The sequence below is a fragment of the Paenibacillus sp. FSL R7-0026 genome, assembly GCF_038004485.1.
In the GTDB taxonomy this organism is placed as follows: Bacteria; Bacillota; Bacilli; order Paenibacillales; family Paenibacillaceae; genus Paenibacillus; species Paenibacillus xylanexedens_A.
In genome coordinates, this window is record NZ_JBBORG010000001.1 from 591,233 (window position 1) to 603,473 (window position 12,241).

Below are 12,241 nucleotides of genomic sequence, written 5' to 3' on the forward strand. Positions count from 1 at the left end.
AGTCCAATAGATGAGAGCTTCGGATGAAGCTCTCTCCCTATATTGAGAGTGCTCCGTACGATGGGTATAACGAGGTGTCCTAAACCGATGCATATCAAGCAAATATGGTCATACATTCCCAAGTTCTTCGTTCCTGTCCGGGAGTTGAACGAACACCTGGGACTCAAACAAGCTCAGACCAAAGTGTTGGAGAAAATTCACGGTCTGAAACAGGTTCCGCAAGACAAAGACGGTGATCTGACTAAGCTGTTAGGACGTGTCCTCGCCCAGGTGGTAAACAGTCCGACAGTTGTTCCATCTTCTATCAAGTATATCATTTATTGCCACACAATTCAGGAAAATTTCCCCTTTCCAATGAAGGTATTGCAAGGTCTGAAGCAGGCTTACGGCATGCATCATGCCATTGCATTTTCACTGACACAGCAGAACTGTGCCTCAGGTTTGATTGCGCTGGATGTTGCTGCAACATTGCTGCCCTCTTTGGAAGAGGATGATCATATTTTAATCGTAACAGGTGAAAAAACATTCAGTCCCATTGTACAGCTCATCCCCAATACAACCGTTATGGGCGAAGCTGCGGCCGCCATACTGGTTGGTAAATCCGGCCCGGGAAGCAGGATGGTGGGGCTTACAAACGTAACCCTTGGACAATTCTGCAACGTGCTGACAGGTGATCCCGAGACGCTCAAGGAATTTCAGGAAATCTATACACCCCAGCTCTGTGATGTCATTCACGAGGCAATAGATGGATCGGGCCTGACGTTGGAGGATATCCGTTATATTGTCCCGCACAATGTGAATCTGTCTTCATGGAAAAAGGTTGCTGCACAATTGTCCTATCCATTGGAGCGGGTGTACACATCCAATGTGGGAGAAATCGGGCACTGCTTCTGTTCCGATCCCTATATTAATCTGAAAGAGATTTCAGATCAGGGGCTTTTGCAGAAGGACGACTACTATTTGCTTGTCACGGTTGGGCTGGGAGCAACATTCAGCGTGGCGGTGATGCAGTTCGCAGAAGAACGAGGTGATGAGATTGACCACACTGTTGACCGGATTTTCGAGAAAGCTGAAGCAGGCGCTTACAGGTCATGATGAAGCTGTTTTTGTTTATATAAACAATTTTGAAGTCGAAGAATACTGGAATGAGCAGGGGGTACTGAAGTTGCCTTCCCTGAGTGTTGGTTCGGCTGCTGACGTTGTAAACCGGATGGAAGAGCTGGGGATTTTCCTGGCAGGTGAACAAGATATCGTATTGCTCAAGGAACTGCCGGATTCCGGATTTATAGCAGATGCGCAGGCCATCGGCTTTGGTCGATCACGTTTAATTGCTACTGAATATAATGAACCAGGATTGAACATTACAGCTAACATCCTGCATTGTCAGCGTACGCTGGACAAGCTGCGGGAACTGACAGATAGACAGGATATACAGGCTTATCTGGTTCCCTTCGGAGCCTCGGATCAGGAAGAAGAACTATCCCAACGCACAGGTATTCCCCTTGCCGTACCACCGGCTGACATTTTCCGCAAAGTCAATGATAAGGGCTACTCCCGAAGGCTTAATGCCGAACTGGGTATCCGTCAGATACCTGGCTGTGAGTGTTACTCCCTGGAGGAACTTACGTCCGGATTTGAAGATATGAAATCCGTGTTGGAACAGGGCGGGCGTATTGTCATGAAGGATTCGATGGGCGTCTCGGGCAAGGGAATCACCGTTATTGCAGATGAAGCCCGTTTCCACAAATGCATGAAATTACTGGAGAAACAGGCAAGCAAGAATGGGACAAGAGCTGTGAATTATGTGCTGGAGCAGTGGATAAACAAAACATGTGATCTGAATTACCAGATTTTAATTCATCGGAGTGGTGAGGTTGAATTTCTTGGTGTGAAGGAATCATTGGTCGAACAGGGTGTTCATCAGGGGCATCTCATGCCACCACGTCTCAGCGTTGCGCAGATTGAGGTGATTCGGGATGCGGCATTGCAGATTGGGGCTGCGCTCCATCGGGACGGATATTACGGTGTAGCCGGTATCGATGCCATTCTGGATGAGGACGGAAGTGTGTGGCCTAATCTGGAGATCAATGCAAGGTTTAACATGTCGACGTATCAGACTGAGATCCAGAACCAGTGGATTCCTGAGGGGATGTTAGCTTTGGCCAAAAAATATACACTTCGTTTGAATCACCGCCTGGATTATGGAAAGTTAAGGTCAACACTTGGTCCTCTGTTATTTGATCCGCTGAAGGGCGAGGGGATACTTATCAACAATTTTGCAACGGTCAATGCGGCCTTCAAAGGTAAAGATCGTGTGTTCTCTGGTCGTCTCTATGGTGTCATTATTGCTCATTCGGCTGAGCAGCTACGGGCGACCGATGCTGCGGTTGAAGCCAAGTTATCATTCATAAACGAGGTGAAGTAGATGTCTGGAGATTATCAGATTCAAGGGCTTGCGATTTCGGCCATCGCTGCACAATTCGGTACACCATTATACGTCTATGACGCTGAGGTATTAGAGCGAGTATATGAAGAACTTCGCAGCCTGCTGACTCCAAAGGTGGAATTGTTCTACTCATTAAAGGCTAATCCCAATATTTCAATTGTTCACCTGCTTCAGGGGCTTGGAGCCCAGGCAGAGGTCTGTTCCATGGCCGAATTACATACCGCACTACAGGCGGGTACAAATCCGGAGCGTATAATCTTCCTCGGACCAGGCAAGACCGACGCGGAGATAACCGCTTGCATTCGTCATGGCATCTACGCAATCGTCTGTGAATCGTTTCAGGAGCTTAACCGCATTGAAGCCATTGCAGCTGAAGAGGGACGGATTGTCCCCGTGGCACTGAGAATCAATCCTTCTTTTACCGTGAAGGGATCACGGCTCACGATGGGTGGCAAACCACGCCAGTTTGGCATGGATGAGGATACTGTGATGCAGGGACGACAGCAATTGGAACGATGCTCACATGTGGATATTATCGGTCTGCATGTATACATGGGAACCCGTATGCTTGACGTGGAACCTATTGTGGAGAACACACGCCACATTCTGGAGCTTGCCGAACGGTTGGAGGAGCAACTGGGCATTCGGCTGCAGATGGTAGATGTGGGCGGTGGTCTCGGAGTTCCGTATTACGAGGGAGAACAGCCGCTGTCTGTGACTGCCCTGTCTGCACAATTGAACCCTTTGTTCGAACAATTCAAGGAAAAACATCCTGACATCAGACTGTTCATGGAACTGGGAAGGTATCTGGTGGGAACCAGTGGGATGCTGGTTAGCCGAGCCTTATATGTCAAGGAGTCGTATGGAGAGATGTTTGTTGTAACCGATGGTGGTACCAATTGTCATATGGCAGCGGTCGGAATCGGCTCTTATGTGAAGCGCAATTTCCCGATTGCATCTTTGTCACGTTACGGTGAATCCCCGGTTGCAGAGTTTAATATTACCGGCCCTTTGTGTACACCGAATGATGTTATTGGCAAAAAAGTAAACCTGCCTCCCGTTGAACAAGGGGATTTAATTGGTGTATTTCATTCCGGTGCCTACGGCCCTACTGCTTCACCGACCCATTTTCTCAGTCATGGAAGTCCGGCTGAAGTGATGATTAGTGGTGGAGAAGCCCATCTGATTCGGGAAAGGGATACTCCCGAAGATCTACTGGGCAAACAGCGTTTGATCCCTGTTTCACATTCCGCAGTAACCAACAGATAAGGAGAGATGATGATCATGACAACCGCAGTATTGCTTGAAGAAATCAAAGGTGCCCTTGCCGAAGTGCTGAATATGGAAGAGAACCACGCTGTTACATGGGATACATCTTTATTTGATGAACTTCATCTGGATTCAACGTCTGTTCTGGAACTATTGATGACGTTGGAAGACCGTATTGAGGGGCTGGAGATCGACCCGGATGAACTGGAGCCAGATGTATTTAACACAGTGGGTTCGCTAGCCGTATATATCGAAAAGCAACTCGTTGCTGCCTGATGGCGGCGCCTGTTACCATCCGGGACATGAAGGTCAGGCTGTTTACGGACAAGCAGCCTCCGTTCGAACATCCGGAGTTGTTAAGATTTCACAGTGATTTGTTGGCGGGGTCCCCCGTGGTACCCCGGTTTCATCTGCTGGAGGGTCGTTATAACAATGCCTATCATGATATGAGTGTACTACTGCTCGAAGAGTCGGGGCTGGATCAGATCATGGGAGACGTGGATGTTCTCCTGCTGGCCTATCATTTTCCCAATATTCGTCCAGATATCTCCATTGTCAACTACCTGATGGACCGTTATCAGGCACGGTTCCTGAGTTTTGCCGTGAACGATATGGGTTTCGGTGCACCGTTCGCTGCACTTCATATGCTCCAGCATTATCTGAACAGCGGCAATTACGATCGGGGAATGCTGCTTGTGCTTGATCAGACGTCTCTTCCCTACGAGACGGAAGGAGTGGGCGAGGTTGTAGAACCCGACACGGGAGCTGTTCTGGTTCTGGATCGGTTGGCAGAAGGCGGTTCGTCCCTTGTTGGTGTGGAAATACAATATGCCGAGAGTTCGATTGCCGAGACAGCAGAATTGCTGCTGGACAGGCTTTGCGTTCAGGTATCCGTTAATCTGGCTCAGATCAGGCTTCTTGTCCATCCGCTGTTGGAGCAGGAAGTGTCCGGTACCGAATGGTTTCATGCTACAGGCTGGCAAGGGAGTTACGATCCTGCCCACTGGAGCGCTGCACCATTCTTTGGTCTGAAGCAACTTCTTGAAGATCGGTGCACAGATGAATACATATGTCTGATGCACCTGGAGCCAGATGACAAGTTTATCTATGCACTTCTCATTCATGCAGGTGGATACGAAGAGCTGTAATCAGGAGGAGGGAATCGTGATGGGACTGGGTATAGTGGATATCGGTGTGTATTTGCCTGATCAGATCGAAGAGCCCGAGGTTATCCTCGAATCCTTGGGACTGGGTAAAGGAGAGCTTCAATTACTGCGCAAATATCATCGTCTGAACGGTGTTCCCGTTACCCCTCCGGGTCAGCATCTGGATAATTCTATCGTTCGCGCGATTGGACAGCTTGTTGACAGACAACCTTTGCCTGCCATTGACCTTGTGCTCTATGCCCATTCTGCACATGTACAAGCACCAGGGGATTATAGGCCCTTGCAGCGGGCTCTGAGTGAATATGGGCTCGAGCATATCCCCTTTTATAGTATTTCACAGATGAACTGTGCGTCCTCGATAGCCGCTCTTCAATGGCTTGAACGAATCTCCCGTACACAGCCTGATATTCGTAATGTTTTATTGGTATGTGCCGATCAGTTTAACTTCATGCCACCCGACTGGAGATATATTCGAAAGTCTACGATTCTGGGTGACTCGGCTGTTGCCATGCTTCTATCCAGAAACCATGGTCAGCACGTATTACAGGCTGCTCATGTTCTTCGGGATACGAGGTTCCATACCGGATATTATGCGGAAGTGGAAGAGATGACGTCATTTAACAAGCTGTACGTGGATCATATCATTCGAGGCATGGAAGAGCTGCTGTCAGCAGAGGGCCTGACACTTCATGATGTAGATCATATCTTTCCCCACAACGTCAATTGGACTACATGGAAGGAGTTTTCAAAGCGTACAGGCGTGGATCAAAAACAAATTTACCTGGATAATATCCCGCGGATTGGACATACCTTCTCCACGGATGCGTTCATCAATCTAAGCTCCGGGCTGGAGAATGAATGGGTGCATAAGGGGGAGAGGTCCGTACTGGTCAGCATTGGGCTGGGCAGTTTTTTTGGTTTTGCGTTAATTGAGCATGGAGATTGTTGATCATGAGTAATAGGAGGAGTGCATATGTCAGTCTTGAATTCTGATGAGGTAGGTACTGTGCCGGTTGGTACAGAGGCCGCAGGTCGTCCGGTACCCACTGTAACAGATCTGCTGGAAGCAACAATGTTGCGTTTGGATACACGTCCCGTGTTGTTATGCCAAGGGGGGATAATAGTGGCGACACCTGAACTCGTGAAAAGTGGGCCATGGATATGTCATGCAGAGACAGGCCATATCTACGAATGGAAGCAGGTACGTGCGGATCGGGTGGAAGATCGGATGTTGGAGCCTTCAGGTCTTTTACTCTACCGAATATCGGAACTTCGGAATGAAGGTGTGGCATTTTTTGAAAGACAAGATGATGTCACAGGTGATATAGCTGATCTTCGAAAACGTATGCTTTATTTCCGTACTGAACTGTGCAGCGCTGGATTGGAGCAAGTGCGTAATCATCTATCCAGTCGCAACTCAGGGGGGCAATCCACACTTCAGCATCAACTGGTCAAGGGCATGATTGCTGATGTTTTGACTGTACTATATATGGCTGAGACTATTCAGTCGGATGAATTCGTATTAGAGCAATCAGACATTACGGAGGCTCGTACAAGTACATGGGTTCATCAAGAACTGGATGAGGCCTTCCGTCAATTGCAGCGTCTTGGAGGAGGATTTGGCTATTTGCGACATGCGATCTCGGCTTACGTGTATGCAGGTCAAATGGTCAAAAATATGCTGCTCATTCCGAAGGAGGCCTTCTGATGATTACACGATCTACCATTGCTGTTTTTGAGCAGGAAATGAAACAATATGCCACGGAATTACGTGATATTGGCCTGGTCATTGACCGTGAACCTGAGCGTATAGCTGAGTTCACACATCTGGCATCTCTGCGAACCATCAATCGCATGATGATCCCGCCGGAATATGGCGGTGAACCGATCGTCACTTTAGGTCAGGAACGATATTATGGTCTTTCCTGTCTGGAAAGAGTTATCGCGATTGAGGAACTGTCAGCAGGTGATGCCGGTGTATTTCTCGGGAGCCCGGGTCCATCAATGTCCAGTGTAATCATATCAGCTCTGGCTGACTCACAACAGAAGGAGCGGTACTATTCTCATTTTCTCAAGGGACCCACGTGGTCATTCTTCGCTCTTACTGAACCGGAAAAGGGCTCGGATGCTACGGGTATTGGCACACGAATTTCGCGGAACAAGGAAGGCAGACTGAACCTTGACGGACAGAAGTTCTATATCGGTAATGGTAGTCGTGCTAGCATCGGACTGGTATTTGCTCAGACCAATCGTACGCCTCTCGGCATCCAGATCGCGCTGGTAGACACGTCTGTGCAGGGATTCAGCGCCACACCTCTGGATACGATGGGGGTTAGAGGTGTGCAATTGAGTCACCTCACGTTGGATGGTTTTCCGCTGGCTGAGGAAGATATCATCGGGCGTCATCTCAGTCCAACCAAGCGTGGATTATGGGGCGCGCTTCAGACCTTTCATCGTATGCGCCCTGGTGTCGCTGCACTTGCGCTTGGAGTCGCACGGGCAGCATATGATTATGTGAAGGAGCAGAGGTCTGTTTTCTCGGAGAGGGAGAAGGTGGAGTTAGAGCGACTGGAGATGCGCCTGCATTCACTCCGTAGCATGATTCGTAGCGCAGCGGCGGAGATTGATGCGGATGTGCAGAAAGGGTATCTGGCTTCCCTGAGCAAAATTCGTGCTGGAGCACTGGCTGAGGAGGCCACGGAACTGGCGCTTGACCTGATGGGACCTGGTTCCATGATTGACCATCCTTTATTGAATAAATGGTATCGGGATGCGCGTGCCTTCGAATTCATGGAAGGAACTACCTCCATTCAGAAGATCAACGTTTTCCAAGCCTATGCCAACGGAAAAATGAAGCATGCCTGATACGCTGAATAACCCTCGTGCGATGTCTGTCTATGTTAATCATATCTGTTGGGTTACGGCCGAAGATCACTTGTATACCACGGACACGCTCGATGTGGAAGATTACTATTACTTATCCCCACACATATATATGGAAGAGAACTATTATGACAGGTCTACTGTGCGAACCCGTTCTTTGCGATCCGATGATCAACGGGTAACTGCCGGTGATCTTGCGCTAGTTGTCATGGAATCTTTGGCTTCTGGTACAAGTGAGCGCTGGGATCTGCTGATTTTGGCCCAGACCTATCCTGAACGTTACGCCATGAATCCACCTTTGGCCCGAATCCTGGAGTCTACCTCCTGGAAGGTGGACTATCCACTGGCACTTTCCCATATGGGACCACTCGCTGCTACGGAAGGAATGCAGGCTGCAGCATGGACACTAGGGAGAGAGGAACGGGGGATGTTTGTTCTGGCGGAACAACGTGTGATTGAAGAGCACGATTCTCCCGGAGATCTGTCTGATATGGCTGTTGCCTTGGAGTTAAACAGACAGTCCGGTGCTCTTGCCGTGAATTATATAGGAAAGAGAACGGTTGACGATATCGAAGGGAGTGTTATGGCTTCAGAGATTATATCCATTATAGATGAGTTCATGGATGCTGGTCAGACGGAGAATATTCTTCTTCAATCCCGTTTACGTAGACACATAATCCCTTATTCGAAGCCAGACATGTCCCTGATCAAGTCAGTCTACCACGTACCTGAAACCATCGATTACCAAAGTGGGGACGTGTGGATACAGCTCGCTGAACAATTACAGAGCGGAAACATAAAGGTAGATGATCGTGTTCTGTTGATATCCTGGGATGGCGAACGGCTGTTATCAGCCTGCTGTGTACATGTAGTACATATGCCTGTCCTGAGTCGTCTCACACTACATCAGGAAGTGAAGACATCATGAATGGAGGAGGGGATTGAATTTGAAAGGTCTGGATTACACTTCGGGATCGGTGAACCGGCTGTTAATCCGCACTGCAATACCGATGCTGCTCGCTTCTTTGGTTAACGTAACAACGCAGCTGGTCAATGTTTTTTTTATGGGTCATACCAGTCAGACCGTGTTATATGTGCTATCACTGTATATTCCCATTTCCTTTATCATGATTGCGCTTGTGGAAGCCATGCAATTATCGGTTCAGGTTGCTGTCTCACGGAGCAGAGCGGAGGGTTCGCGGGCTTTTACATCGCTACTTGGGCATATGCTTGGCAGCGCAGCTATTTTTTCAATTGTTGCTGGTGGTGTGGTTATGCTGGTGTCGCCACTTCTCTCCTGGTTTTATGCCGTCCCTATGGATGTAAGGCCTATGTTTACCATTTATGTGGCAGGCATGATGGCAGCAGGTGTGCCCGCTGTGCTCGCAGCGGTGGGTGGTGCCGCATTGCGTGGGTTGGGCCGGGCTCAAGCGGCAGCGTGGAATTCCGTAGGCACGGCATCGCTCAACATTATGCTGGTGTACTGGTTCGTTTCGGTGGCTGGAATGGAATTGAAAGGAATTGTATACGCCAATCTTATTTCTTCAACACTCTCTTTGCTCATAAGCCTTCTGATTCTGATATTGAGGAAGGAATTTGTGTATGAACGGATAACATTTGTGTGGAAACATCTCATTGCACTTCAGCAGGTAGGCATTCCCGTATTTATTTCGTACTGTCTTATCTTTTTGAGTACTTTCTTTTTCAACAAAATCGTCAGTCGATTTGGGGAAGGGGTAGTTGCTGGATTCGGAGTTGGATACCGAATTCAGACGATGGCTATACTGCCCGGAATCGTTATTGGATCGGCTATCGGGATTATGATTAATCATAATCTCAAAGAGGCTCATCGACCACGTGCATACGAGAGCTATCGCAGAGGCCTGGTACAGTCATTCATTCTTTATGCCGTAATTGCCGTATCCATCTGGGTATGGCGGGAACCGTTGACAGCTTTTCTGATTGCGGACCCCGTATCCCGTGCAGAAGCGGCCCGATATCTGGCAGTGGTTTCCCTTTCCTATCTCACCATGGGTCCTATGATGACAACGCTGCTTACCATGGAACAGAGCGGACGCGGCTATCAGGCCCTGCTTATGAATGCTGTATATTTTCTGCTTATTATTGTTGCAGGGTGGGGGCTGACACGAATCTTTGATCATGTGGGATATTTCTATGGCGTCATTGCTTTTGTTAATACAGCGAGTTTATTATGCATTTTACCCGTGATCAGGCTGTTCAAAAAGGACTATGCAGATTCATCCGGGCATAAGCCAACTGACGTGGATGAGCAGGAGGGTCTAGCTGCTCAGAGTTATTCGACCTAGATATAACCAATATCCAATAGAGGAGGTCTCTTTATGAAAGCTCCGGAACCTGCATACCTGGTACGCCGCATCGGCGATACGTTGATTGCAGCCGATGAGACGTTCAGCCAGTTCTATCAGATTGAACCCGCTGAAGAATTGGAGACACGTCCTATCCCCCAGCTAGAGGGCATTGATCCTCCAGATGAGCCTTATTTTTCACTGAACCCTCTCGTAGGTCAAGATTCACCGCATCTCTATATGCTGGGTATTCCCTATTCGGGAGGTTCAGGTATGGAGGGATCAAAAGTCGCGGGATTTGAGCAATCTCTTCGGGCCGAATCATGGAAAAAGGTAATGTATCCAGCTCTGACGCAATCCCGTATATCAGGACTATATGACATTGGCAGTGGCCAGAGATTGCTTGAATCAGTAATGATGCAGGATTTGGGTACTTGCCAAACAGATGATACGGATTCTTCCTACTCGAAGGGTCTGAACTCAGCTCTGGTATATACGGAAAGGGAAGAGGCGCTACTGTGCTGCATTGGTGGGGATCATTCCATTACGTATTCCATCCTGAAATCCATACTGAGTCGATCTAATGCAAGAATCATACTCGTCCAGTTTGATGCCCACCATGATTGCGGGGTGGATGCTATTCATCAGAATGAGATGCATCATGCCAATTTTGTGAGGCATCTACTGACGGAGGACGGTATCGTCGCAGTCGTGCAGATTGGTCTGCGCGGCCTTCGTTCTGTAGATCAGATGTACAAACATCCCAAATTGGTTCAGATTCCTGCAGAACAGATGACCCCGGAACGAGTGCGGACAACCCTGCTTGATATACAGCACAAGTTTCAGGCGGAAGCGGCCTATTTATCGTTTGACTTAGATTGTCTTGATCCTGGAAGTTTTCCTTATGTTGATTTCCCTATCAGTGGAGGCCCGTCATGGTTTAACACCCGAAACTGTGTGGTCGCAGCGCTGGAATCCTCCTTGCCTTATGTGGGCTTTGATATGGTGGAAGGGCAGGAAGCAGAATCGGATGAACGCATTCCGGGGCAATATGAGATGGCCCTCAGAATGCTTACGTATATGATGGATGGCATGCATCGAAATTACCTGCGACATGGAAAGGATGCTCTTAGAGTTTCTCAAGCCTTGGAGGGGACACGTAGATGATGAACTTTAGATCTTTATATGATATGTACCGTGAACAGGTCAGAGATGAACTTCATAAGGAGCGACAGGATGGCATTCATTTGGGGTCCTTTTATGCACTGATGAACATTATCAAGGAGATGGCTCCGCTTAAGCCGAAGCAGTCTGCTGAGTCCATCTGGATGGACTATCTCGCATTTCTTCGTACAATTAATGAGCACAAGAAAAGCCCCTATTCGTTTATGGAGTGGGATGAGGTAGAGGGGCGGGAACATCTGCAGGCAACGTTGCGTGAAGGTGGTGCATTATTAACCTGGCATTATGGTTTTGTGAGGCACAATATGATTACGATTGGACAGGAAATACGTGCAGGCCATATGTCTGCCAAGCTTCCATTCTATCTGATCGCCGAGCAGGAAACAGTGGAACAGGAGAAGAAGCTATCCGGTTGGGAGGCCATCCGTAAGTATGCAGGTGCGGAATTGCTCAATGCGGAGGATGAGATGATTGGCATCAGACTGTATTCCCATTTGCGGAAAGGTGGATCATTCAGTCTTTTTGTAGATGGACAGACCGGATTCAATACGGATAACCATGCTGTTGAACTACCTTTTCTAAGTTCGAAAATTAGCACTCGAAGTGGTATTTTTCGTATTTTGGCCAAAACACAAAAGCCAGTATGTGTATACTTTATGACTCTTACAGAGGACTTTCGTTCCAAGATCGTTTTTCTGCCACCGGTTGTATTGGATCAGGATATTCAGGCTTCTGCTGATAGGATATACGAGCCATTTCGCGAGCAACTGTTAAGCCAGCCAGCATTGTGGCGTTTCTGGGACAGGCATCACCAGCAGGTCATTCACTGGCGAGATGATGAAACGTCAATTACTGATGAAACAGTCAGCCGTGTGGACTGGATTTCCAAGCCACTTGATGGTTTTGGACAGCTCGGTCTGAACACGGACAGTGGAGCAATCTATAATATCAGTTCGTAGATGGAAGTG

At 48.3% G+C, this 12,241-nt stretch carries 12 protein-coding genes; all 12 read left to right on the top strand.

What is annotated here, in order from left to right; all coding sequences use genetic code 11:
• Positions 1-87 precede the first annotated feature (87 nt).
• Positions 88-1,095 (top strand): 3-oxoacyl-[acyl-carrier-protein] synthase III C-terminal domain-containing protein, encoded by a 1,008-nt coding sequence (locus tag MKY44_RS02805; RefSeq protein WP_341005957.1) that lies wholly within the window; start codon positions 88-90, stop codon positions 1,093-1,095.
• Positions 1,031-2,425 carry an ATP-grasp domain-containing protein gene (locus MKY44_RS02810; protein WP_341005958.1) on the top strand — a complete coding sequence of 465 codons (1,395 nt, stop codon included), beginning with the start codon at positions 1,031-1,033 and terminating at the stop codon, positions 2,423-2,425. The genes MKY44_RS02805 and MKY44_RS02810 overlap by 65 nt, the downstream gene beginning before the upstream one ends.
• Positions 2,426-3,715, top strand: a complete 1,290-nt coding sequence (lysA, locus tag MKY44_RS02815) for a diaminopimelate decarboxylase (protein WP_341005959.1) — start codon at positions 2,426-2,428, stop codon at positions 3,713-3,715.
• Positions 3,716-3,730: 15 nt separating this feature from the next.
• Positions 3,731-3,991 (top strand): acyl carrier protein, encoded by a 261-nt coding sequence (locus MKY44_RS02820; protein WP_253505386.1) that lies wholly within the window; start codon positions 3,731-3,733, stop codon positions 3,989-3,991.
• A gap of 116 nt (positions 3,992-4,107) precedes the next feature.
• On the top strand, positions 4,108-4,863 hold the full coding sequence (locus MKY44_RS02825) for a hypothetical protein (RefSeq protein ID WP_341005960.1): 756 nt from the start codon (positions 4,108-4,110) through the stop codon (positions 4,861-4,863).
• Positions 4,864-4,882: 19 nt separating this feature from the next.
• On the top strand, positions 4,883-5,830 hold the full coding sequence (locus MKY44_RS02830; RefSeq protein ID WP_341005961.1) for a ketoacyl-ACP synthase III family protein: 948 nt from the start codon (positions 4,883-4,885) through the stop codon (positions 5,828-5,830).
• Positions 5,831-5,854: 24 nt separating this feature from the next.
• On the top strand, positions 5,855-6,589 hold the full coding sequence (locus MKY44_RS02835; protein WP_341005962.1) for a hypothetical protein: 735 nt from the start codon (positions 5,855-5,857) through the stop codon (positions 6,587-6,589).
• Positions 6,589-7,746, top strand: a complete 1,158-nt coding sequence (locus MKY44_RS02840; RefSeq protein WP_341005963.1) for an acyl-CoA dehydrogenase family protein — start codon at positions 6,589-6,591, stop codon at positions 7,744-7,746. The genes MKY44_RS02835 and MKY44_RS02840 overlap by 1 nt, the downstream gene beginning before the upstream one ends.
• Complete coding sequence (locus MKY44_RS02845; RefSeq protein WP_341005964.1) at positions 7,739-8,692, top strand: hypothetical protein; 954 nt, start codon at positions 7,739-7,741, stop codon at positions 8,690-8,692. The genes MKY44_RS02840 and MKY44_RS02845 overlap by 8 nt, the downstream gene beginning before the upstream one ends.
• A gap of 13 nt (positions 8,693-8,705) precedes the next feature.
• Positions 8,706-10,091, top strand: a complete 1,386-nt coding sequence (locus tag MKY44_RS02850) for an MATE family efflux transporter (protein ID WP_341005965.1) — start codon at positions 8,706-8,708, stop codon at positions 10,089-10,091.
• 33 nt (positions 10,092-10,124) lie between these two features.
• Entirely contained in the window at positions 10,125-11,258 is a 1,134-nt protein-coding gene (locus MKY44_RS02855) for an arginase family protein (RefSeq protein ID WP_341005966.1), read from the top strand.
• Entirely contained in the window at positions 11,255-12,232 is a 978-nt protein-coding gene (locus tag MKY44_RS02860; protein ID WP_341005967.1) for an LpxL/LpxP family acyltransferase, read from the top strand. Before MKY44_RS02855 ends, MKY44_RS02860 begins: the two co-directional genes overlap by 4 nt.
• Positions 12,233-12,241 lie beyond the last annotated feature (9 nt).